The organism is Pseudomonas sp. 05L36 (genome assembly GCF_056398125.1).
This window is the reverse complement of the sequence record NZ_JBFTOU010000009.1, coordinates 47,834-70,576: the sequence shown is the minus strand read 5'-3', so window position 1 is coordinate 70,576 and position 22,743 is coordinate 47,834. Positions and strand designations below refer to the sequence as shown.

The window sequence follows — 22,743 nt, the reverse complement described above, 5'->3', positions numbered from 1 at the left end:
CGCTTGTACAGATCGAAGAGTTTGAAGGACAACCATGACGTTCAAGGCGCCGGACAGCCTCGCCGAGCAAATCGCTCACCACCTCGCCGAACGTATCATTCGCGGCGAAATGAAGCCCGGGGAGCGCATCCAGGAACAGAAGGTCACGCTTGCCCTCAACGTCAGCCGTGGTTCGGTTCGCGAGGCCTTGCTGATCCTCGAACGTCGGCACCTGATCGCGATCCTGCCGCGACGTGGCGCCCACGTTACCGAACTCACGCCGCACAAGGTGCAGAGCCTGTGCACATTGATGAGCGAGCTCTACATCCTGCTCGGTAACTCGGTGGCCAGTGGCTGGAAAATCCAGGCCGACATGGCGCCGTTCGTGCAGATCCAGCAGCGCCTGACTGCCAGCTACGAGCGTCAGGACATCCGCACCTTCGTCGACGACAGCTTCAATGTGATGCGCGCCGCGTATCCGTTCGCCAACAACCCGTACTTGCAGGAGACAGTCGAGAATCTGCAGCCGGCCATGAGCCGTGCGTATTTCCTCGCGCTGGACCAGCGCAAAGCGTCGATGAGCGAATTCCTCGAGCTGTTCGAACGCTTGCTCGCTGCCGTGCTGGCCCGTGACTTTCCGCAGATCCGCGAAGTGCTGACGGCTTACGCCCAGCGCAGTTGCGATCTGGTGGTTTCTGCCCTGACGGACGCCTGAGCGTGCGGCTCAAGTGCATCAAACTGGCGGGGTTCAAGTCCTTCGTCGACCCGACCACGGTGAACTTCCCCAGTAACATGGCGGCGGTGGTCGGGCCCAATGGCTGCGGCAAATCGAACATCATCGACGCCGTGCGCTGGGTGATGGGCGAGAGTTCGGCGAAGAACCTGCGCGGCGAGTCGATGACCGACGTCATCTTCAACGGCTCGACCAGCCGCAAACCGGTGAGCCAGGCGAGCATCGAACTGGTGTTCGATAACTCCGACGGCACATTGCTCGGTGAGTACGCCGCCTATGCGGAAATTTCCATTCGTCGCAAAGTGACCCGCGACAGCCAGACCACCTATTACCTCAACGGCACCAAATGCCGGCGCCGTGACATCACCGATATCTTCCTCGGCACCGGTCTTGGCCCGCGCAGCTACTCGATCATCGAGCAGGGGATGATCTCCAAGCTGATCGAGTCCAAGCCCGAAGACCTGCGCAACTTCATCGAAGAAGCCGCGGGCATCTCCAAGTACAAGGAGCGCCGGCGCGAGACGGAAAACCGCATTCGCCGCACCCACGAAAACCTGGAGCGCCTGACCGACCTGCGCGAAGAGCTTGAGCGTCAACTCGAACGCTTGCACCGCCAGGCCGAGGCGGCGAAGAAGTATCAGGAATACAAGGGCGAGGAACGTCAGCTCAAGGCCCAATTATCGGCCCTGCGCTGGCAGGCGCTGAACGATCAGGTCGGCCAGCGTGAAGCGATCATCGGCACCCAGGAAGTTTCTTTCGAAGCCCTGGTGGCCGAACAGCGCAATGCCGACGCAAGCATCGAGCGCCTGCGTGACGGGCACCATGACCTGTCGGAACGCTTCAACCTGGTGCAGGGGCGCTTCTACTCGGTCGGCGGCGACATTGCCCGGGTCGAGCAGAGCATCCAGCACGGTCAGCAGCGTTTGCGCCAGTTGCAGGATGACCTGAAAGAGGCCGAACGCGCGCGCCTGGAAACCGAATCGCACTTGGGCCACGACCGCACGCTGCTGCTGACCCTCGGCGAAGAGCTGGACATGCTCACCCCGGAGCAGGAAGTCACCAGTGCCGCCGCCGAAGAGGCCGCTGCCGCGCTGGAAGAATCCGAGACCACCATGCATGGCTGGCAGGAGCAGTGGGATACGTTCAATCTCACCGCCGCCGAGCCGCGTCGTCAGGCCGAAGTGCAGCAGTCGCGGATCCAGCAGCTGGAAACCAGCCTGGAGCGCCTGGCCGATCGCCAGAAGCGTCTTGGCGAAGAGCGCGCCTTGCTCTCGGCGGACCCGGAAGACGCGGCGATCATGGAACTCAGCGAGCAGCTCGCCGAATCCGAAGCGACCCTTGAGGATTTGCAGACCAGCGAAGAAGCTCAGGTCGAAAAGCTTGAACAATTGCGTCAGGAGCTGCAGCTGGCTCTGACGGCGCAACAGCAGGCCCAGGGCGATTTGCAGCGGCTCAACGGTCGACTGGCTTCACTCGAAGCCTTGCAGCAAGCCGCGCTCGATCCGGGCACCGGCACCGCCGAATGGCTTCGCGACCAACATCTGGCCGATCGCCCGCGCCTGGCCGAGGGCCTGAAAGTTGAAGCCGGTTGGGAGCTGGCGGTGGAAACCGTGCTTGGTGCCGACCTGCAAGCGGTGCTGGTGGACGATTTCAACGATTTCGATCTGTCCGGGTTCGCCCAAGGCGATTTGCGTTTGCTCAGCCCGGCCAGCGATGGCATGCGAGTTCCGGGCAGCTTGCTGGACAAGGTCGAGGCGCAGATCGATCTGTCGCCGTGGCTGGGGCAGGTCAAGCCGGTCGACAGCCTCGAACAGGCCTTGGCCTTGCGCGGTCAACTGGCCGCCGGGCAGAGCCTGATCAGCCGTGACGGTTACTGGGTCGGTCGGCATTTTCTGCGGGTGCGTCGGGCCAGTGAAGCCGAAAGCGGCGTGCTCGCTCGCGGTCAGGAAATCCAGCAATTGGGTCTTGAGCGTGAGGAGCGCGAAGCCGCGGTCGAAACCTTGGAAACCCAACTGCAAAATCTCAGGGCGCAGCAGCGTCAGCAGGAAAACGGTCGCGAACATTTGCGCCGTTTGCTGCAGGACGAAGCCCGTCAGCAAGGTGAATTGAAGGCTCAGCTTTCCGCCGGCAAGGCCAAGGCCGAACAGTTGACCCTGCGGCGTACCCGCCTCGACGAAGAGCTCACCGAGCTGGACGAGCAGCGGGCCCTGGAGCACGAGAACATCGGTGAAGCGCGCCTGCAATTGCAGGAAGCCCTCGACAGCATGGCGCTGGACACCGAGCAGCGTGAGTTGCTGCTGGCCCAGCGCGACAGCCTGCGCGAACGCCTGGACCGGGTGCGCCAGGAAGCCCGGCAGCACAAGGATCACGCCCATCAGTTGGCGGTGCGTCTGGGCTCGCTCAAGGCCCAGCACGATTCCACGCGCCAGGCGCTGGAGCGTCTGGAGATGCAGTCCGAGCGGCTGACCGAAAAACGCGAGCAACTGAGCCTCAATCTGGAGGAGGGCGAAGCGCCACTGGAAGAACTGCGCCTGAAACTCGAGGAGTTGCTCGACAAACGCATGACCGTCGACGAAGAACTCAAGACCGCGCAGATCGCCCTCGAAGACGCCGACCGCGAACTGCGCGACGCCGAGAAACGCCGCAGCCAGGCCGAACAACAATCCCAGTTGATTCGCAGTCAGCTCGAAACCCAGCGCATGGAATGGCAAGCCCTGAGCGTGCGCCGCAAGACCTTGCAGGACCAATTGCTGGAAGACGGCTACGATCTCCACGGCGTACTCGCGACTTTGACTGCCGAGGCCAGCGAGAAGGATGCCGAGGAAGAACTCGAGCGCATCGCTGCGAGGATCCAGCGTCTGGGCGCGATCAACCTGGCGGCCATCGATGAGTACCAGCAACAATCGGAGCGTAAACGTTATCTGGATGCCCAGAACGACGATCTGGTGGAAGCGCTCGATACCCTTGAGAACGTGATTCGCAAGATCGACAAGGAAACCCGTAACCGTTTCAAGGATACCTTTGATCAGATCAATGGCGGTTTACAGGCGCTTTTCCCAAAAGTTTTCGGTGGAGGCCGCGCGTATTTGGAACTGACGGGCGAAGATCTACTCGATACAGGGGTAACAATCATGGCGCAGCCGCCAGGAAAGAAGAACAGCACCATCCATTTGCTCTCCGGCGGCGAAAAAGCCCTGACCGCATTGGCCCTGGTTTTTGCGATCTTCAAATTGAACCCGGCGCCGTTCTGCATGCTCGATGAGGTTGACGCGCCACTGGATGACGCTAACGTTGGACGCTACGCGCGGTTGGTAAAAGAGATGTCACAGACAGTGCAGTTCATCTACATCACCCACAACAAGATCGCCATGGAAATGGCCGAACAACTGATGGGTGTGACGATGCACGAACCCGGTTGTTCACGTCTGGTGGCCGTGGATGTCGAGGAGGCGATGGCAATGGTGGATGCCTGAGTCGGGGTTTCAGGAAAGGGTGTTTACGGTTTGTAGGACTCTTTTGCTGGCTTCGACTTGCTGGCCAATCGACATATTCGCGCTAGCCAACGTGGCAGACGGTGTAAAGTTGCCTTTGGTCGTGCTAGTTTAATGTCAATTTTTCGTATACGTGGGCAAAACGCCTGTCAGAACATAGAGTTGGCGCCACGTTTTAAAGCGGTTTGCAGGTTGTAAACCCCTTATTTTTCAGCATTTTTCATAGAGGCACGGGATTACATGGAAATCGGTCTGCGCGAGTGGCTGATCGTCATCGGCATTATTGTCATTGCCGGTATTCTTTTCGATGGCTGGCGCCGTATGCGCGGCGGCAAGGGAAAACTGAAGTTCCGTCTTGATCGAAGTCTGTCCAATCTGCCGGACGAGGACAGCAGCGCCAGCGCCGAGCTGCTGGGCCCGCCGCGCGTGCTGGACACGCATAAAGAGCCGCAACTGGACGAGCAGGATCTGCCGTCGGTGAGCATGCCGGCCCGCGAGCCTCGCGAGTCGGGCTCCAAGCGCGGCAAGCGTGGCCACAGCGAGCCTTCCCAGGGCGACATGAACCTCAGCCTGGATCTGGACGGCGGCCCGGGCTTCAGCAGCCGTGATGACGACTTCCCGGATGACACCAAGGCTTCGCCTTCGGTCAACGGCAAAGAACAACCGCAAGCTGAAGAAGTGCTGGTGATCAGCGTGATCTGCCGCGACGCTGCCGGCTTCAAGGGCCCGGCGCTGTTGCAGAACATTCTGGAGAGTGGCCTGCGTTTCGGCGAGATGGATATTTTCCATCGTCACGAAAGCATGGCGGGCAACGGCGAGGTGCTGTTTTCCATGGCTAATGCGGTCAAACCGGGCGTATTCGACCTGGACGACATCGACCACTTCAGCACCCCGGCGGTGAGCTTCTTCCTGGGGCTGCCAGGCCCGCGTCATCCGAAGCAAGCCTTCGATGTGATGGTGGCAGCGGCGCGCAAATTGTCCCAGGAGCTCAACGGCGAACTGAAGGACGACCAGCGCAGCGTACTGACCGCCCAGACGATCGAACACTACCGTCAGCGCATCGTCGAATTCGAGCGCCGTGCCCTGACCCAGAAACGATAAAAGCAACAGATCGCAGCCTCGTTTCACTCGACAGCTCCTACAGGATTGCGATTTGCCGTAGGAGCTGTGTAGGAGCTGTCGAGTGAAACGAGGCTGCGATCTCTTGAACCTGATTAGATTAAATAGGAGCAGCCTCGGCTGCTCTTTTGCTTTATGAGAGAACACCCATGACCGCCGCCAAGAACCGTATTTTAGAGCTGCGCGCTGAGCTGGATCAGCACAATTATCGCTACCACGTGCTCGACGAGCCGAGCATTCCGGACGCCGAATACGACCGCTTGTTCAACGAGCTCAAGGCGCTGGAAGCGGCCAATCCCGAACTGATCACCAGCGATTCGCCAACCCAGCGAGTGGGCAGCGCGGCGCTGTCGGCGTTTACCCAGGTGCGTCATGAAGTGCCGATGCTCAGCCTCGGCAACGCCTTCGAAGAAACCGACATGCGCGAGTTCGATCGCCGCGTGACCGAGGGCCTGGATTTGCCAGCGGGCGACCTGTTCGGTGGCGGCGCGACAGTCGAGTACAGTTGCGAACCCAAGCTCGATGGCCTGGCCGTCAGCCTGCTGTATCAGGACGGCGTACTGGTGCGCGGCGCCACCCGCGGCGATGGCACCACTGGCGAAGACATCAGCGTCAACGTGCGCACCGTGCGCAATATCCCGCTCAAGCTGCACGGCACCGGTTGGCCGGCGACCCTGGAAGTGCGCGGCGAAGTGTTCATGTCCAAGGCCGGTTTCGAACGGCTCAACGCCACGCAACTGGAAGTCGACGGCAAGACCTTCGCCAACCCGCGCAACGCAGCGGCGGGCAGTTTGCGCCAGCTGGATTCGAAGATCACCGCCAATCGCCCATTGGAATTCTGCTGCTACGGTATTGGCCAGGTGTCGGCGGACATTGCCGATACGCACATCGGCAATCTGCAGCAACTCAAGGCCTGGGGCATGCCGATCAGTCATGAGCTGAAATTGGCGCACGGCATCGCCGAGTGCCTGGATTACTACCGCGACATCGGTGAGCGTCGCAGCGCGCTGCCGTATGAAATCGACGGCGTGGTGTTCAAGGTCAACAGCATTGCTTCCCAGCGTGAACTGGGCTTTCGCGCCCGTGAGCCGCGTTGGGCCATCGCCCACAAATTCCCGGCGATGGAAGAACTCACCGAACTGCTCGATGTGGAATTCCAGGTCGGTCGCACCGGGGCGGTGACGCCGGTGGCGCGACTGAAACCGGTCAAGGTCGCCGGTGTCACGGTGGCCAACGCCACACTGCATAACATGGATGAAGTGGCACGCCTGGGCCTGATGATCGGCGACACAGTGATCATCCGCCGTGCCGGTGACGTGATTCCGCAAGTGGTGCAAGTGGTCATGGAACGCCGTCCGGAAAACGCCCGGTCGGTGCAGATTCCCGAGCAGTGCCCGGTGTGCGGTTCCCATGTCGAGCGCACGCAACTGATCAAACGCAGCAAGGGCCGCGAGACGGTCAGCGAAGGCGCGGTGTATCGCTGCGTCGGTCGTCTGGCCTGTGGCGCGCAACTCAAGCAGGCCATCATTCACTTCGTTTCCCGTCGCGCCATGGACATCGAAGGCCTGGGTGAGAAGAGCGTCGAGCAACTGGTCGACGAAGGCCTGGTGAGCTCGCCGGCCGATCTGTACGCCCTGACCTTTGAGCAGATCGTAGACCTGGAAGGCTTTGCCGAACTGTCGAGCAAGAACCTGCTCGGCGCCATCGAAGACAGCAAGAAACCCGGCCTGGCGCGGTTCATCTACGCCCTCGGGATTCCCGATGTCGGCGAAGAGACGGCCAAGGTTCTGGCCCGCTCCCTGGGTTCGCTGGAGCGGGTGCAACAGGCCTTGCCGCAGGTGCTGACGTACTTGCCGGATGTCGGGCTGGAAGTCGCGTACGAGATCCACAGCTTCTTCGAGGACGCGCATAACCAGCAGGTGATCGCTGAACTGCTCAAGCACGGTTTGCAGATTCAGGATCAGGGCGAGTTGGGCGCCGGGTTTTCGGCGAGCACCACGCTGGGCGGTTTCCTCGACAAGCTGCATATTCCGTCGGTAGGGCCGGGCGGGGCGCAGAAACTGGCGGACAAATTCGGCTCGCTGCAGGCGGTGATCGGTGCAGATTGGCTGGATATGCGCCAGGCTCTGCCGGAGAAGCAGGCCAATTCGGTACGCGAGTTTTTTGCGGTCGAAGAAAATCGCCAATTGGCCGAAGCGGCCGAGAAGCAACTGGCCGATTTCGGCATGCACTGGCAGAGCGAGAAGAAGGTCGTCGAAGGCTTGCCGCTGGCCGGTCAGACCTGGGTGCTGACCGGTTCGCTTGAGCTGATGAGTCGCGATGTGGCCAAGGACAAACTTGAAAGCCTGGGCGCCAAGGTAGCGGGCTCGGTGTCGGCCAAGACCCATTGCGTGGTCGCAGGTCCTGGCGCCGGGTCGAAGTTGGCCAAGGCTAATGAGTTGGGGCTGAAGGTGCTGGATGAAGAGGCGTTTGTGGCATTCTTGAAAGGTCACGGTATTCAGGTTTGACGCCCAAGATCGCAGCCTGCGGCAGCTCCTACAGGAGAGCGCATTTCTCTGTAGGAGCTGCCGCAGGCTGCGATCTTTTGATTTTTCCAACAAAAAGCATGGGAACGATCATCTCTCGGGAGTGATCTAGTCTCTGCAAGCCCCAGGGAGAGATCACCATGTACCCTTTCTTCGAGCAGCTCAGCTCGCGCATCGCCGCGCCGTTCATGGCCGAAAATTCGCGCAACAGCAAGGTCTGGTCCTGTCGTTGCGGGCAGTCGCTGTTCTTTCGCAACAGCCAGTGCCTGGCCTGTTCGGCGGCGTTGGGTTATCAGCCGGAGCAGAGTCGCCTGTCTGCGCTGCAACCGGGTGTACAAACGGACACCTGGCAGCTTGATGTCGATCCCGAGGCGGGCCTGTTTCGACGCTGCGCCAACCTCGACTCCCCGGCAGCCTGCAATTGGTTGCTGCCAGCCAATGACCATGACGTCTTGTGCATTGCCTGCAGCCTCAATCGCACCATTCCTGATCTGTCGATAGCCGACAACCACGAGCGCTGGCGCAAGGTGGAAACCGCCAAGCGGCGTCTGGTCGCGCAACTGCTCGGCCTGGGGTTGCAGGTGATTCCCAAAACCGTCGATGAAGACACGGGCCTCGCCTTCGATTTCATCGGCGTGGACCTCGAAGGCAAACCGCCGACCACCGGACACGCCAACGGCCTGGTCACCCTCGATATCAAGGAAGCCGACGACGCGCACCGCGAGCAGGTGCGGGTGCAAATGCACGAACCCTATCGCACCTTGCTCGGGCATTTTCGTCATGAAGTCGGGCATTACTACTGGGGTCGATTGATCGCCAATAGCCAGTGGCTTGAGTCTTTTCGCGGATTGTTCGGCGATGAGCGCGCCAGCTATGCCGAAGCCCTTGAGCGACATTATCAGCAGAGCGCGCCGCTTGACTGGCAGCAGCACTACGTCAGCGCCTACGCCACCATGCACCCGTGGGAAGACTGGGCCGAAACCTGGGCGCATTACCTGCACATGATGGATGCGGTGGACACCGCGCTGGGCTTGGGCATGAGCGCCCGGGACATGGACTTCGACTATCAGCCGTTTCCGTTGGATACCCTCTATGATCCGCAGCATCCCGATGGCGCGGCATTTCTGTCGTTCGTCAATGCGTGGATCGAACTGGCCGGCATGCTCAACGAGCTATCGCGCAGCATGGGGCAGCCGGATTTCTACCCGTTTGTCCTGCCGCCCGCCGTCATTGCCAAGCTGCACTTTATTCATCTGGTGATTCAGCAGGAGGGCGGCCGGGCGGATGAGGTGTTGGCGCAATAGGATCAAAAGATCGCAGCCTGCGGCAGTTCCTACAGGTGTACGCCGATCCATGTAGGAGCTGCCGCAGGCTGCGATCTTTTAAGGCCAGCGCATGTCCTTGAAGCAGCTCATGTTTTTTAATATCCCCGAACGGTTGTAACTTCGTCTCAGATAGGTACAATGGCGCGGCTCGCCGACAGGTGAGCGTCGTTATGGTGACCCTATCGGTCCCCCCGCAACGATCAGCCGTGAACCCGGTCAGGCCTGGAAGGGAGCAGCCGCAGCGGTGACATTGTGTGCCGGGGTGTGGCTGGTAGGGTTACCACCTTAACGCCACGCGAGTGTTCTCTCGCGTTATTTATCTGAAAAAAGACTTTTGCTAGCTGCCAGGATCTTGTCCGGGGCGGTTTTTTGTCGTTTCCGATTTATCGACAGCTGCAGGCTCGCCACCGATATACAGTCGAACTATCGCATCGATCTCCCCGGACATCTTCATCCGCACCAGGGTGCGTAAAATGCGCTGCACCGGCACTTGCGGGTCGTTGCGCACGTAGCAGCCGAGATTCTGCTCCTGCAGTACTGCCACGCTGTGCAGTTGTTGGTCCGGCAGCAGGCGCTGATTGAACCAGTCAAGGCTCCATTGATTGCTGACGGCATAGCGGTTGCGGCCGGCGAGGAGTTTTTCCAGCACCAGTTCCTGATTGCGTGCGTCGTCGCGATGCAGCTGATCGGTGTCGAACAGCGGTTGCAGGGTCGGGTAGCTGTAGGCCAGCACGGTGCCGATGGACTGATCTGGTAAATCCGCCGGGTTCACAGCGGTGGGGCGCGCATTCTGTGTGATCAACAGGTCGGGCTGGGTGAAGAGCGGGATGCTCCAGAGGTAGTCGCCGGACTGATGAGGCAGCCATGATTGCGCGGCATAACAGCGGACATCGATCTCGCCTTGCTCCATGGCGCTTTGCACCCGCCCGCGGGGCAATACATGGAATTCGGCCGGTACGCCGACCTGGGTCGCGAGGCTGAGCATCATGTCATACAGGATGCCCTGGGTCGGTTTGTCCTGTTCAAGTTGCACCATGGGCATGGTCCAGCTGTCGGATATCACGAAGCGTAGCGGCGTTTGCGCGGCCATGCCGTCCAGGCTGATCAACAGCAATGCCCCCAAGGCCAGCCGCATAAACACTCCGTTAAATGTCCCCGATGTGCAGCTTAGCCACAATACACGAGCGCACCGGATGCAATTTGTGCCTTGCTCCGCTAGCATTAGCCGCTTCTGCTTCCTTCGCTGCGACGGTTTTCGATGAGTTATCAGGTTCTTGCACGTAAATGGCGTCCGCGCTCGTTCCGCGAAATGGTCGGCCAGACCCATGTGCTCAAGGCTCTGATCAATGCCTTGGACAGCCAGCGCCTGCACCACGCGTACCTGTTTACCGGTACCCGGGGGGTCGGCAAGACCACCATCGCGCGGATCATTGCCAAATGCCTTAACTGCGAAACAGGTATCACTTCGACCCCCTGTGGCGAATGCTCGGTGTGCCGCGAGATCGATGAAGGCCGCTTTGTCGACCTGATCGAGATCGACGCCGCGAGCCGTACCAAGGTCGAAGACACCCGCGAGTTGCTCGACAACGTGCAGTACGCCCCGAGCCGTGGGCGCTTCAAGGTCTACCTGATCGACGAAGTGCACATGCTCTCCAGTCATTCCTTTAACGCGCTGCTCAAAACCCTCGAGGAGCCACCACCCTACGTCAAGTTCATCCTGGCCACCACCGACCCGCAGAAACTTCCTGCAACGATTCTGTCGCGGTGCCTGCAGTTCTCCCTGAAGAACATGACGCCGGAACGCGTGGTCGAGCACTTGACCCACGTGCTGGGTGTCGAGAACGTGCCGTTCGAAGACGATGCGCTGTGGCTGCTGGGCCGCGCCGCCGATGGGTCGATGCGTGATGCCATGAGCCTGACCGACCAGGCGATTGCCTTCGGTGAGGGCAAGGTCATGGCCGCCGACGTGCGGGCGATGCTCGGGACCCTCGATCACGGGCAGGTCTACGACGTCCTGCATGCGCTGATCGAAGGTGATGCCAAGGCGTTGCTCGAAGCTGTCCGCCACCTGGCCGAGCAAGGCCCGGACTGGAACGGCGTGCTTTCGGAAATTCTCAATGTGCTGCACCGCGTTGCCATCGCCCAGGCCTTGCCGGAAGGCGTCGATAACGGTCACGGCGACCGTGATCGCGTGCTGGCGCTGGCCCAGGCGTTGCCGGCTGAAGACGTGCAGTTCTACTACCAGATGGGCCTGATCGGCCGCCGCGACCTGCCGCTGGCGCCGGATCCCCGGGGCGGTTTTGAAATGGTGCTGCTGCGGATGCTGGCGTTCCGGCCCGCAGACACCGCGGATGCCCCGAGGCAACCGCTAAAGCCAGTGGGGATCAGCCAGGCCACAGTTGATTCCGCAAACTCAGTGGCTGCCGCGCCGGTAGTTGCGCCGGTAGTTGCTGCGGCCGTTGCACCGATAGCGGCTGCGTCAGTGGCGGCTCCAGCGCCTGCACCGGAACCGGTAGCGCCGGTCGTTGTGCCAGAACCTGCGCCTGTGCCTATGGTTGAAGCGGTCGTGGTCGAAGAAGTTGTCGACCTGCCGTGGAACGACCCGGTCGAGCCCGTGCCCGTTCAGCAGCCGGCGGTGGAGCCGGTGCTGGAAACCGCCAGCGAACAACCCGAATTACCGCCGATGCCGTTGCCGGCGCCGGACAGCGTGGTGCCGGACGCCCCGGAGTGGGCCGCCGCGCCGATCCCGGAACCTTCGGTGGCCGACGTCGATGCCGCGACGCCAGGCATGGACCTGGATGACGAGCCGCCGCTGGACGAGGATTACATCGAGCCGGACATGGATTCGGCCTACAGTTACCTCGACGAGCTGGCCAGCGAGCATGCCGCCGACCCGGCTCCGGAGCCCGAGCCTGAGCCCGCGGCAATGCCGGCCACCGGTCTGGCCCTGCAATGGCTGCAGCTGTTTCCGAAATTGCCGATCTCCGGCATGACCGGCAGCATCGCCGCCAACTGCACGCTGATCGCGGTGGATGGCGACAATTGGCTGATGCACCTGGACCCGGCCCACAGTGCCTTGTTCAACGCCACTCAGCAGCGGCGCTTGAACGATGCGCTTAACCAGTATCACCAGCGCACGCTGACCCTGAGCATCGAGCTGATCAAGCCCGAGCAGGAAACCCCGGCACAAGCGGCTTCGCGCCGCCGCGCCAACCGTCAGCGCGAGGCAGAGGAATCGATCCACGGTGATCCGTTCATCCAGCAAATGATGCAGCAGTTCGGTGCGGTCGTCCGTAACGATACTATTGAACCTGTCGACGCCTTGGTCACTCAGGGCTAATAACTGAAGGCGCCCGGCCGCATGGGCCGGGCGCTGTTTTAATCCAAGTACTTTTGAGGTGATTACCATGATGAAAGGTGGCATGGCCGGCCTGATGAAGCAGGCGCAGCAGATGCAGGAAAAAATGGCCAAGATGCAGGAAGAACTGGCCAACGCCGAAGTCACCGGTAAGGCCGGTGGCGATATGGTCACCGTGGTGATGACCGGTCGTCATGACGTCAAGAGCGTGACCATCGATCCAAGCCTGGTTGAAGGCATGAGCGAAGACGACAAGGAAATGCTGGAAGCGGTCATCGCATCCGCGGTCAACGATGCCGTGCGCAAGATCGAAGCCAACAGCCAGGACAAAATGGGCAGCATGACTGCCGGCATGCAACTGCCACCGGGCATGAAACTGCCATTCTGATTCGCCTTCAGGCGACAGATGAGTTACAAAAATGCCAGGCATCGCGCCTGGCATTTTTGTTTCTGGCAGGCAGGCATGTAGTGCCTGTGAAATAGTCTTCGCTGGCAAGCCAGCTCCTACAGAGGATTTTCGGGCGACATAGAACCCTGTAGGAGCTGGCTTGCCAGCGATAATGTCGCCTCGGCCTCACTGAATAAACATCGAACGCCATACCGCCACAAAGGTCTGCTCCCTATATCACTGAGCCCCATCGATCACAGGAGACGCTGCCATGTCCGACCCCATGACCCTCAATCAGCGCATTGTCCTGGCTTCACGCCCGATAGGCGCGCCAACGCCGGAAAACTTCCGCATGGAGCGGGTGGCCCTGCCGGACCTGGCCGACGGCCAGGTGCTGCTCAAGACCGTTTTCCTGTCGCTCGATCCCTACATGCGCGGACGCATGAGTGACGCACCTTCCTACGCCGCACCGGTGGAAATTGGCGAAGTCATGACCGGCGGCGCTGTCAGCCGGGTCGAGCGCTCGCTCAATCCGAAGTTTCAGGAGGGTGATCTGGTGGTCGGTGCCACCGGTTGGCAAAGCCACAGCATCAATGACGGGCGCAGCATCATCCCGGTGCCCAACGGCCTGCCCAGTCCTTCGATGGCCCTCGGGGTGCTGGGGATGCCGGGCATGACTGCGTATATGGGGCTGATGGATATCGGCCAGCCCAAGGCCGGCGAGACCCTGGTGGTTGCAGCGGCATCCGGGGCAGTGGGTTCGGTGGTCGGCCAGGTGGCGAAGATCAAGGGCTTGCGCGTGGTCGGCGTGGCGGGTGGCGCGGACAAGTGCCGTTATGTGGTCGACGAGTTGGGCTTCGATGCCTGCATCGACCACAGGAGTCAGGATTTTGCTGACGAGCTGGCTCAGGCCTGTCCCAAGGGCATCGACATTTATTATGAAAACGTCGGCGGCAAGGTATTCGACGCCGTGGTGCCATTGCTCAATCCCAAGGCGCGGATTCCACTCTGCGGCCTGATTGCCTCCTATAACGCCTATGAAGCGCCGAGCGGGCCGGATCGCCTGCCACTGTTGCAACGCACCCTGTTGACCAAGCGGGTGCGTATCCAGGGCTTCATCGTGTTCGATGACTATGGTGATCGCCAGCCGGAATTCCTCAGTGCCATGGCGCCGTGGGTACGCGATGGCAAGGTGAAGTTCCGCGAAGACGTGGTCGATGGCCTGGAGCAGGCTCCCGACGCGTTCATCGGCATGCTGGAAGGGCGCAACTTCGGCAAGTTGGTGGTTCGGGTTGTCCGTGACTGAGTAATTGACGCTGCAATTTGACGCTCAACCGAGGCGCGGGTATAAACCGCGTCTCGTTGTTTTGTCGGACTTTTCCACCATGAGCTTCAGCCCTTTGATTCGCCAACTGATCGACGCCCTGCGAATTCTGCCCGGCGTGGGTCAGAAAACCGCCCAGCGCATGGCGTTGCAGTTGCTCGAGCGTGACCGCAGCGGCGGCTCACGACTGGCGCTGGCCCTGAGCCAGGCCATGGAAGGGGTCGGTCACTGCCGCTTGTGCCGTACGCTGACCGAAGATGATCTCTGCCCGCAATGCGCCGATACCCGTCGCGACGACACCTTGCTCTGCGTGGTGGAAGGCCCGATGGACGTCTATGCCGTGGAGCAGACCGGTTTCCGCGGGCGCTATTTCGTGCTCAAGGGGCATCTGTCGCCGCTCGACGGCCTGGGGCCGGAAGCCATCGGCATTCCGCAATTGATGGCGCGGATCGAAGAGGCCGGCACGTTCACCGAAGTCATCCTGGCCACCAACCCGACCGTTGAAGGTGAAGCCACCGCGCACTACATCGCCCAATTGCTCAGCAACAAAGGCCTGATCGCCTCGCGCATCGCCCATGGCGTGCCGCTGGGTGGCGAGCTGGAGCTGGTGGATGGCGGCACGCTGGCGCATTCGTTTGCGGGGCGTAAGCCGATTTCGTTGTAATCGCATCAAGCCGAAAAGATCGCAGCCTGCGGCAGCTCCTACAGAAAGACACCGATCCCCTGTAGGAGCTGCCGCAGGCTGCGATCTTTTGATCTTCTATCTGTCTCTTGTAAACCAAGCAAGCGCTCGGTTAACTTCACTGACCCCTTCAGTGGAGCTCGCCGATGTCTGCCTTTCAGGAATACTTCGACCCCAGCCACCAATTGGTCCGTGACAGCGTCAGACGTTTCGTCGAGCGCGAGATTCTTCCCGATATCGAGCAGTGGGAAGAAGCCGAAAGCTTTCCTCGTGAGCTCTACCTCAAGGCCGGCGCAGCGGGGATTCTCGGCATCGGTTACCCCGAAGCTTACGGAGGCAGCCACGAAGGGGATCTGTTCGCCAAGGTGGCCGCCAGCGAAGAGTTGATGCGCTGCGGCTCAGGCGGGCTGGTTGCCGGCCTGGGTTCGCTGGATATCGGCTTGCCGCCCATTCTCAAGTGGGCCCGGCCCGAAGTGCGTGATCGTGTGCTGCCGCAGGTGCTGTCGGGAGAGAAGATCAGCGCCCTGGCCATTACCGAGCCCGGCGGCGGCTCCGACGTCGCCAACCTGCAAACCCGTGCCGTGCGCGACGGCGATTTCTACCGGGTCAGTGGCAGCAAGACCTTTATCACCAGCGGTGTGCGCGCGGACTTCTATACCGTCGCGGTGCGAACGGGCGAGCCAGGTTTCGCCGGCATCAGCCTGTTACTGATCGAGAAGGGTACGCCCGGTTTCACCGTAGGGCGGCAGCTGAAGAAAATGGGCTGGTGGGCGTCAGACACGGCCGAACTGTTCTTCGATGATTGCCAGGTGCCCGCAGGAAATCTGATCGGCACCCAGAACATGGGCTTTGCCTGCATCATGGGCAATTTCCAGAGCGAGCGTCTGGCCCTGGCATTGATGGCCAACATGACCGCACAACTGGCGCTGGAGGAGAGCCTGAAATGGGCGCGCCAGCGCGAAGCCTTTGGCAAACCGATCGGCAAGTTTCAGGTGATCAAGCATCGCCTCGCCGAGATGGCGACCGCGCTGGAGGTGTCCCGTGAGTTCACTTATCGCCAAGCCGCGAAAATGGCGGCAGGGCAGAGCGTGATCAAGGAGGTTTCCATGGCCAAGAACTTTGCGACGGATACGGCAGACCGGATCGTCTCCGATGCGGTGCAGATACTCGGTGGGCTGGGTTATATGCGTGAGAGTCTGGTGGAGCGGCTGTATCGCGACAACCGGATTCTGTCGATTGGCGGCGGGACGCGGGAAGTGATGAACGAGATCATCAGCAAGCAGATGGGGCTGTAATGCAAAAGATCGCAGCCTTCGGCAGCTCCTACATTGGGATGGCTTTGATCCTGTAGGAGCTGCCGAAGGCTGCGATCTTTTGACCTTTGTTACTTATCAGTCAACGCAAACTGCGTCAGGCAGAAGGTAGGAATACCCATGTCCTCCAGACGCTGCGAGCCACCCAGTTCCGGCAGATCGATAATCGCCGCCGCCTCATGCACCCGCGCGCCCATGCGACGGATCAGGTTGGCGGCGGCAATCAGGGTGCCGCCGGTCGCGATCAGGTCATCGAACATCACCACCGAATCCCCCTCGCACAGGCTGTCGGCGTGCACTTCCAGGAAGGCTTCGCCGTATTCGGTCGCATAGCCCTCGGCCAGCACATCGGCCGGCAGTTTGCCTTGCTTGCGGAACAGCACCAGCGGCTTGTTCAACTGATAGGCCAGTACCGAACCGATCAGGAAGCCACGGGCGTCCATTGCGCCGACGTGGGTGAAGTCAGCCTCGACGTAACGGTGGGCGAAGCTGTCCATCACCAGGCGCAGGGCCGTGGGCGACTGGAACAGTGGGGTGATGTCGCGAAAGATCACACCCGGTTTCGGGAAGTCGATGACAGGGCGGATGAGGGATTTGATGTCGAAGGAGTCGAAGGCCATAGTCGAAGAATCCTGGCAGGGCTGCAAACGACGCAGTATAACGGCGGCTGAACCGTTTCGCGCAGCCGCAACGTTTTGTTTCAGCCTTCCAGCGAGCCACCGGCCAGGGCGCAAAGCTGGATCGGGTCGATAATCCGGATTTCCTTGCCTTCTGCCGCAATCAGTTCGTTTTGCTGGAAGCGGGTAAAGACTCGGGACACGGTTTCCACCGCCAGACCCAGGTAGTTGCCGATCTCGTTGCGCGACATGCTCAGGCGGAATTGATTGGCGGAAAAACCCCGGGCGCGGAAACGTGCCGAGAGGTTGACCAGGAAGGTGGCGATGCGTTCGTCGGCGGTCTTTTTCGACAACAGCAGCATCATCTGCTGGTCGTCACGGATTTCGCGACTCATCACCCGCATCAACTGACGGCGCAACTGCGGCAATTGCAGGGCCAGTTCGTCGAGGCGTTCGAAAGGAATTTCACACACCGAGGTGGTTTCCAGGGCTTGTGCCGACACCGGGTGCTTTTCGGTATCCATGCCCGACAAGCCGACCAGTTCGCTGGGCAGGTGGAAACCGGTGAGCTGTTCTTCACCGGTGTCACTCAGGCTAAAGGTCTTGAGGGCGCCGGAACGGACTGCGTAGACAGAATCGAAGGTATCGCCCTGACGGAACAGAAATTCGCCTTTTTTCAGCGGTCGGCCACGTTTGACGATTTCGTCCAGCGCATCCATGTCTTCCAGATTCAGCGAAAGTGGCAGGCAAAGAGGGGCCAGGCTGCAATCCTTGCAATGGGCTTGATTATGAGCGCGCAGTTTTACTGGCTCGGACATTTCTTCAATCCTTGTGGGAATTCACACATAAGACGTAAGGGTAACTCACCCGAGGACATTGGGGCCAGCCTGTGGCACTTTTGTCGCAGCGCTCTAGATCACCCGTGAGAACCGTTGCCGGCTGTGTTGTTCCAGGTATGCGTCAAAGACCATGCACACCGAGCGCACCAACAGTCGCCCGGCGGGCAGGATGGTGATCCTGTCGCGATCGAGTTCGATCAACCCGTCTTTGGCCATGTCTTGCAACTGGGGCCAGAGATCGCCGAAATAGCCTTGAAAGTCGATGTTGAAGGCCTGTTCGATGTCAGTGAATTCGAGACTGAAATTGCAGATCAATTGCTGAATCACCGCGCGCCGCAGCCGGTCATCGGCATTGCACAGCAGGCCGCGGCTGGTGGCCAGTTGCGATGTGGCAAGAACGTTCTGATATTCGGTCAGGTCGCTGCTGTTCTGGCAGTACAGGTCACCGATCTGGCTGATTGCCGACACGCCGAGGCCGATCAAGTCACAATGACCGTGGGTGGTGTAGCCCTGGAAATTGCGTTGCAGGGTCGATTCTTCCTGGGCAATCGCCAGCTCATCGTCGGGCAGGGCGAAGTGGTCCATGCCGATGTAGCGGTAGCCGGCCGTGATCAGTTGCTCGATGGTGCGCTGCAGCATTTCCAGTTTCTGCGCGGGTGTCGGCAGCTCATTGCTGTTGATGCGCCGCTGCGGCATGAAGCGTTCCGGCAGGTGGGCGTAGTTGAACACCGATAACCGGTCCGGTTGCAGGTTGATGACCTCTTCGACGGTGCGGGCGAAATTCTCCGGCGTCTGTCTCGGCAGGCCGTAGATCAGGTCGATATTGATCGAGCGAAACTGCAAGGTGCGGGCCGCATCGATCACCGCGCGGGTTTCTTCCAGGCTTTGCAGGCGATTGACCGCTCGCTGAACCGCCGGGTCAAGGTCTTGCAGGCCGATGCTGACCCGATTGAAACCCAGTTCGCGCAGCAGGCCCATGGTCGACCAGTCGGCTTCACGGGGGTCGATCTCGATGCCGTAGTCGCCGGAGTCGTCGTCCAGCAAATTGAAGTGTTTGCGCAGATGCGCCATCAACTGGCGCAGGTCGTCGTGGCTGAGAAAGGTGGGCGTGCCGCCGCCGAAGTGCAGTTGCTCGACTTTCTGCGTGGGGTCGAGGTGGCAGGCGATCAACTGGATTTCCTGTTCCAGGCGCTGCAAATACGGCTGCGCCCGGCCGCGATCCTTGGTGATGACCTTGTTGCAGGCGCAGTAATAGCAAATGTTCGCGCAGAACGGCACGTGCACGTACAGCGACAAGGGGCGTTGAGCCTTGCGGCTGTCGCGCAGAGCATGAAGCAGGTCAAAGGTGCCGACCTGGCTGTTGAATTGCACGGCGGTCGGGTACGAGGTATAGCGTGGTCCCGCCAGGTCATAACGGCGGATCAGATCGGTGTCCCAACGAATGGCGTCGAGCATCATGCGGGCATTCCCCCGGATAGGCTGGCAGTGTCAGCCACTTTATGCGAGGGCGGGGTGGGGCATCTTGATTTACATCAAGATCAAAAGATCGCAGCCTTCGGCAGCTCCTACAGATGTACGCGATCCCTGTAGGAGCTGCCGAAGGCTGCGATCTTTTGCTTTTAATGCCCCATCAACCAATGCTGATGCGGCCCCGGCAGCGTCCAGATGCCGAACAACATCACCAGCAATCCACCCGCCATGCGCACGCTACGCTTGCGCAACAGTGCTGTCACCCTTTCGGCGGCGAGGCCTGTCGCCAGCAGCACCGGCCAGGTGCCGAGCCCGAACGCGAGCATCAACAATGCGCTGTCCAGCGCGTTGCCCTGGCTGGCCGACCATAGCAAGGTGCTGTAGACCAGGCCGCACGGCAGCCAGCCCCAGAGCGCGCCCAACAGCAGCGCACGCGGAACGCTCGACACAGGCAGCAACCGGTTGGCGACTGGCTGGATATGCCGCCACAAGCCGCGACCGAGGCTTTCGATACGGGTCAGGCCGCTCCACCAGCCGGCCAGGTACAGGCCCATGGCAATCAGCAGCAAGCCGGCGAGGATACGCAGGAACATCGCAGCCGGGCTGCTGGCCACGGCCCATCCGGCCAGGCCGATCAGCAGTCCGGCGCAGGCATAGCTCAGAATCCGTCCCAGGTTGTAGGCCAGCAGCAGGCGAAAGCGGCGGCTGCGTTGTTCCTTGGGAATTGCCAGGGTCAGCGCGCCCATCAAGCCGCCGCACATGCCCAGGCAATGGCCGCCGCCGAGCAAACCGAGGATCACCGCAGACACCAGCAGTGGCGCCAATTCAAGCATGGGGCGGGGCCTTGTCTTGCGGCTTGGCCGGTTGGCCGCTGGCCTCATCCACGGCAGCAGTGTGGTTCGGGTCCTGGTCGTCGAACAGGATGCTGTGGGCCGGGCTGTCGAGGTCGTCGTACTGACCGCTGTCCACTGCCCAGAAGAAGATATAGACGGCGATGGCCACGATCAGCAGCGCAGCGGGAATCATCACGTAAAGAGCTGGCATCTGGACTCCATGCCCACACGGCTCAGGCCGGCAGCGGGCGGGTTTCTGGCGTGGCGCAGTGGGCGGGCGCGCTCGGCATGCGAGTCAGGCGCAGCGCGTTCAACACCACGGTCAACGAACTGATCGACATGCCCACCGCCGCCCAGACCGGAGTGATCCAGCCGAGGGCGGCGAAGGGCAACATGAGGCCATTGTACAGCCCGGCCCACAACAGGTTCTCGATAATGACCCGACGGGTGCGCCGCGCCAGGCTGAAGGCTTGCACCAGCGCGTCGAGGCGGTTGGACAGCAGCACGGCATCGGCACTGGTTTTTGCCAGATCGGTGGCCGAGCCCATGGCGACGCTGATATCCGCAGCCGCCAGCACCGGCACGTCATTGACCCCGTCACCCAGCATCAACACCTTGCGTCCTTCTTTGTGCAGTTGTTGCAGGACTTGCAGTTTATCGTCCGGACGCAAGCCGCCACGGGCTTCGTCGATACCCAGTTCCGCCGCCACGCTGGCGACCATCGGTGAGCTATCGCCGGACAACAACAGCGTGCGCCAGCCACGCGCCTTGCACGCGGCCAACAGCGCGGGTGCATCGGCACGCAAGCGATCATCGAGGACGAGCCAGGCCAGCGGCCCCTGGCTGTCGCCGAGTAGCAGCCATTGGCCAGCCTCTTCGGGCATCGACGGCACCACGGCGCCGCTGAGTTCGCAGACGAAGCGAGGTTGGCCGATGCGCAGGCGTCGCTCTTCAACCAGCCCCTCCAGGCCGAGGCCCGGTGTGCTGTGGACTTCTTCGGCAGCCATCGGCGCGCGTCCGAAAGCACGGGCGATCGGGTGTTCGGAGCGATTTTCCAGGGCGGCGGCGAGGCTCAGGCATCGATCGCTGTCGAGCGTGCCGAGAGGGCGGATTGAGCGCAGCGCCAGGCGCCCTTCGGTGAGGGTGCCGGTCTTGTCGAAAATCACCGTGTCGATCTGGTTCAGGCCTTCGAGCACATGGCCACGCGTCAACAGCAGGCCAAGTTTGTGCAAGGTGCCGGTGGCGGCGGTGAGAGCGGTGGGCGTCGCCAGTGACAAGGCGCACGGGCAGGTCGCCACGAGCATCGCCAGCACGATCCAGAAGGCCCGCGATGAGTCCAGCTCCCACCACAGCAGGCCAATCGCGGCGGCGGCGATCAGCGACAACAGCAGGAACCATTGCGCGGCGCGGTCGGCGATTTCCGCCAGGCGCGGTTTTTCGGCCTGGGCACGATCGAGCAGGCGAACGATGGCTGAGAGGCGAGTGTCCTGGCCCAGGGCCTGGACCTCGACGGTCAGTGCGCCTTCGACGTTCATTGTGCCGGCGGTGACCGCGTCGCCGAGGGTGCGGGGTTGCGGCAGGTACTCGCCGGTCAGCAACGACTCGTCGACACTCGACTGGCCGTCGAGGATCTTGCCGTCAGCCGGAAGAATGGCGCCCGGATGAACCAGCACCTGATCGCCAATACGCAGTTCACTGAGCAGAATGCGTTCGCTCTGGCCGTCAGGTGTCAATCGCAGGCACGAGGCGGGCAATAGATTCACCAACTGCGCGGTGGCGGCAGCGGTGCGTTCGCGGGCGCGTCGTTCCAGATAACGCCCGGCCAGCAGGAACAGGGCAAACATGCCGACGGCATCGAAATACAGTTCGCCGACCCCGGTGATCGACGTCCAGATCCCGGCAATGTAGGCGCTGCCGATGGCCAGCGACACCGAAACGTCCATGGTCAGGTGGCGGGTACGCAGATCGCGCATGGCGCCTTTGAAGAACGGCGCGCAGCTATAGAACACGATCGGGGTGGTAAGGAACAGTGCGACCCAGCGCAGGATGGTGTGCAGTTCGGGGCTGAGATCGATGTTGAATTCAGGCCAGGTGGCCATGGTTGCCATCATCGCCTGGAACCACAGCAGCCCGGCCACCCCGAGCTGGCGCAGGGCCAGGCGGTTTTCGCTGGCCAGTTGTTCGCTGGCGCGGTCGGCCTGATACGGGTGTGCGGCGTAACCGATCTGGCGCAGTTCACCGAGGACCTGGCTCAGGGGTAATTGCCCATCGGCCCAGCGTACGTGCAGGCGATGGTTGGACAGGTTCAGGCGCGCCTCGGCTACGGCAGGCAAAGTGCGCAGGTGTTTTTCGATCAGCCAGCCGCAGGCGGCGCAACTGATGCCTTCCATCAACAGCGTGGTTTCGGCCATTTCGCCTTCGTGGCGGACAAAGGGCTGCTGCACATCGGCGCGGTCGTACAGTGCCAGTTCGTCCACCAGTTGCACCGGCAGCGCTTCGGGGTTGGCCGAGGCTTCGCTGCGGTGCTGGTAATAGCTTTCCAGACCGCCGGCCACAATGGCTTCGGCCACGGCCTGGCAACCCGGGCAGCAGAATTCCCGGGACTCCCCGAGCACGACGGCGGTGAAGCGACTGCCGGCCGGGACGGGCAGGGCGCAGTGGTAGCAGGGGAGTGGGGTGGTCATGAGGTGGAGTCTACATCGTCCGGGAGGGCCTCATCGCGAGCAGGCTCGCTCCCACATTTGATC

17 protein-coding genes and 1 other RNA gene are annotated in these 22,743 nt (G+C 61.4%); 11 read left to right on the top strand and 7 right to left on the bottom strand.

Annotated features, from left to right (window positions below; genetic code table 11):
• Positions 1 to 34: 34 nt before the first annotated feature.
• The 6 genes from AC1DKH_RS12370 (at position 35) to ffs (ending at position 9,449) form a co-directional block, all read left to right on the top strand.
• Positions 35 to 694 (top strand): GntR family transcriptional regulator, encoded by a 660-nt coding sequence (locus AC1DKH_RS12370; RefSeq protein WP_477762381.1) that lies wholly within the window; start codon positions 35 to 37, stop codon positions 692 to 694.
• A gap of 2 nt (positions 695 to 696) precedes the next feature.
• Positions 697 to 4,185, top strand: a complete 3,489-nt coding sequence (smc, locus tag AC1DKH_RS12365) for a chromosome segregation protein SMC (protein WP_477798298.1) — start codon at positions 697 to 699, stop codon at positions 4,183 to 4,185.
• A 258-nt stretch (positions 4,186 to 4,443) separates the two neighbouring features.
• On the top strand, positions 4,444 to 5,304 hold the full coding sequence (zipA, locus tag AC1DKH_RS12360; RefSeq protein ID WP_477760194.1) for a cell division protein ZipA: 861 nt from the start codon (positions 4,444 to 4,446) through the stop codon (positions 5,302 to 5,304).
• Between the two features lie 167 nt (positions 5,305 to 5,471).
• Positions 5,472 to 7,829 (top strand): NAD-dependent DNA ligase LigA, encoded by a 2,358-nt coding sequence (ligA, locus tag AC1DKH_RS12355; protein ID WP_477798297.1) that lies wholly within the window; start codon positions 5,472 to 5,474, stop codon positions 7,827 to 7,829.
• Positions 7,830 to 7,987: 158 nt separating this feature from the next.
• Positions 7,988 to 9,151 (top strand): zinc-binding metallopeptidase family protein, encoded by a 1,164-nt coding sequence (locus AC1DKH_RS12350; RefSeq protein WP_477798296.1) that lies wholly within the window; start codon positions 7,988 to 7,990, stop codon positions 9,149 to 9,151.
• Between the two features lie 201 nt (positions 9,152 to 9,352).
• Positions 9,353 to 9,449, top strand: an RNA gene (gene ffs, locus AC1DKH_RS12345) — signal recognition particle sRNA small type.
• A 60-nt stretch (positions 9,450 to 9,509) separates the two neighbouring features.
• On the opposite strand, the gene AC1DKH_RS12340 is transcribed toward ffs, so the two are convergent.
• Complete coding sequence (locus tag AC1DKH_RS12340) at positions 9,510 to 10,307, bottom strand: substrate-binding periplasmic protein (RefSeq protein WP_477798295.1); 798 nt, start codon at positions 10,305 to 10,307, stop codon at positions 9,510 to 9,512.
• Between the two features lie 123 nt (positions 10,308 to 10,430).
• Here AC1DKH_RS12340 and dnaX point away from each other — a divergent pair, with 123 nt between their 5' ends.
• The 5 genes from dnaX (at position 10,431) to AC1DKH_RS12315 (ending at position 16,219) form a co-directional block, all read left to right on the top strand.
• Positions 10,431 to 12,512 (top strand): DNA polymerase III subunit gamma/tau, encoded by a 2,082-nt coding sequence (gene dnaX / locus AC1DKH_RS12335; protein WP_477753687.1) that lies wholly within the window; start codon positions 10,431 to 10,433, stop codon positions 12,510 to 12,512.
• Positions 12,513 to 12,579: 67 nt separating this feature from the next.
• A complete protein-coding gene (locus AC1DKH_RS12330) occupies positions 12,580 to 12,918 on the top strand; it encodes a YbaB/EbfC family nucleoid-associated protein (protein ID WP_007971455.1) in 339 nt (112 codons plus the stop codon).
• Positions 12,919 to 13,189: 271 nt separating this feature from the next.
• Entirely contained in the window at positions 13,190 to 14,224 is a 1,035-nt protein-coding gene (locus AC1DKH_RS12325; RefSeq protein ID WP_477798294.1) for an NADP-dependent oxidoreductase, read from the top strand.
• 79 nt (positions 14,225 to 14,303) lie between these two features.
• Positions 14,304 to 14,906 carry a recombination mediator RecR gene (gene recR / locus AC1DKH_RS12320; RefSeq protein ID WP_007995809.1) on the top strand — a complete coding sequence of 201 codons (603 nt, stop codon included), beginning with the start codon at positions 14,304 to 14,306 and terminating at the stop codon, positions 14,904 to 14,906.
• Between the two features lie 164 nt (positions 14,907 to 15,070).
• Complete coding sequence (locus AC1DKH_RS12315; RefSeq protein ID WP_477753685.1) at positions 15,071 to 16,219, top strand: acyl-CoA dehydrogenase family protein; 1,149 nt, start codon at positions 15,071 to 15,073, stop codon at positions 16,217 to 16,219.
• Positions 16,220 to 16,308: 89 nt separating this feature from the next.
• Here the strand turns inward: AC1DKH_RS12315 and AC1DKH_RS12310 are convergent, their stop codons facing one another.
• From AC1DKH_RS12310 to AC1DKH_RS12285, 6 genes are all read right to left on the bottom strand, one after another.
• Positions 16,309 to 16,857, bottom strand: coding sequence for an adenine phosphoribosyltransferase (locus AC1DKH_RS12310; RefSeq protein WP_477753684.1), 549 nt, complete (start codon positions 16,855 to 16,857; stop codon positions 16,309 to 16,311).
• 80 nt (positions 16,858 to 16,937) lie between these two features.
• Positions 16,938 to 17,672, bottom strand: coding sequence for a fumarate/nitrate reduction transcriptional regulator Fnr (fnr, locus tag AC1DKH_RS12305; RefSeq protein WP_046041331.1), 735 nt, complete (start codon positions 17,670 to 17,672; stop codon positions 16,938 to 16,940).
• 93 nt (positions 17,673 to 17,765) lie between these two features.
• Entirely contained in the window at positions 17,766 to 19,148 is a 1,383-nt protein-coding gene (hemN, locus tag AC1DKH_RS12300; RefSeq protein WP_477798382.1) for an oxygen-independent coproporphyrinogen III oxidase, read from the bottom strand.
• A 164-nt stretch (positions 19,149 to 19,312) separates the two neighbouring features.
• Entirely contained in the window at positions 19,313 to 19,996 is a 684-nt protein-coding gene (locus AC1DKH_RS12295; RefSeq protein WP_477762373.1) for a sulfite exporter TauE/SafE family protein, read from the bottom strand.
• Positions 19,989 to 20,207, bottom strand: coding sequence for a cbb3-type cytochrome oxidase assembly protein CcoS (gene ccoS / locus AC1DKH_RS12290; RefSeq protein ID WP_477753681.1), 219 nt, complete (start codon positions 20,205 to 20,207; stop codon positions 19,989 to 19,991). The genes AC1DKH_RS12295 and ccoS overlap by 8 nt, the downstream gene beginning before the upstream one ends.
• Positions 20,208 to 20,229: 22 nt before the next feature.
• Positions 20,230 to 22,680 carry a heavy metal translocating P-type ATPase gene (locus AC1DKH_RS12285; protein WP_477798293.1) on the bottom strand — a complete coding sequence of 817 codons (2,451 nt, stop codon included), beginning with the start codon at positions 22,678 to 22,680 and terminating at the stop codon, positions 20,230 to 20,232.
• Between the last annotated feature and the right edge of the window lie 63 nt (positions 22,681 to 22,743).

Excerpts from the sequence above, each read along its gene's own strand:
- AC1DKH_RS12370 (WP_477762381.1), top strand. The coding sequence starts at position 35 with ATGACGTTCAAGGCGCCGGACAGCCTCGCCGAGCAAATCGCTCACCAC.
- zipA (WP_477760194.1), top strand. The coding sequence starts at position 4,444 with ATGGAAATCGGTCTGCGCGAGTGGCTGATCGTCATCGGCATTATTGTC.
- ligA (WP_477798297.1), top strand. The coding sequence starts at position 5,472 with ATGACCGCCGCCAAGAACCGTATTTTAGAGCTGCGCGCTGAGCTGGAT.
- AC1DKH_RS12350 (WP_477798296.1), top strand. The coding sequence starts at position 7,988 with ATGTACCCTTTCTTCGAGCAGCTCAGCTCGCGCATCGCCGCGCCGTTC.
- AC1DKH_RS12340 (WP_477798295.1), bottom strand. The coding sequence starts at position 10,307 with ATGCGGCTGGCCTTGGGGGCATTGCTGTTGATCAGCCTGGACGGCATG.
- dnaX (WP_477753687.1), top strand. The coding sequence starts at position 10,431 with ATGAGTTATCAGGTTCTTGCACGTAAATGGCGTCCGCGCTCGTTCCGC.
- AC1DKH_RS12330 (WP_007971455.1), top strand. The coding sequence starts at position 12,580 with ATGATGAAAGGTGGCATGGCCGGCCTGATGAAGCAGGCGCAGCAGATG.
- AC1DKH_RS12325 (WP_477798294.1), top strand. The coding sequence starts at position 13,190 with ATGTCCGACCCCATGACCCTCAATCAGCGCATTGTCCTGGCTTCACGC.
- recR (WP_007995809.1), top strand. The coding sequence starts at position 14,304 with ATGAGCTTCAGCCCTTTGATTCGCCAACTGATCGACGCCCTGCGAATT.
- AC1DKH_RS12315 (WP_477753685.1), top strand. The coding sequence starts at position 15,071 with ATGTCTGCCTTTCAGGAATACTTCGACCCCAGCCACCAATTGGTCCGT.
- AC1DKH_RS12310 (WP_477753684.1), bottom strand. The coding sequence starts at position 16,857 with ATGGCCTTCGACTCCTTCGACATCAAATCCCTCATCCGCCCTGTCATC.
- fnr (WP_046041331.1), bottom strand. The coding sequence starts at position 17,672 with ATGTCCGAGCCAGTAAAACTGCGCGCTCATAATCAAGCCCATTGCAAG.
- hemN (WP_477798382.1), bottom strand. The coding sequence starts at position 19,148 with ATGCTCGACGCCATTCGTTGGGACACCGATCTGATCCGCCGTTATGAC.
- AC1DKH_RS12295 (WP_477762373.1), bottom strand. The coding sequence starts at position 19,996 with ATGCTTGAATTGGCGCCACTGCTGGTGTCTGCGGTGATCCTCGGTTTG.
- ccoS (WP_477753681.1), bottom strand. The coding sequence starts at position 20,207 with ATGCCAGCTCTTTACGTGATGATTCCCGCTGCGCTGCTGATCGTGGCC.
- AC1DKH_RS12285 (WP_477798293.1), bottom strand. The coding sequence starts at position 22,680 with ATGACCACCCCACTCCCCTGCTACCACTGCGCCCTGCCCGTCCCGGCC.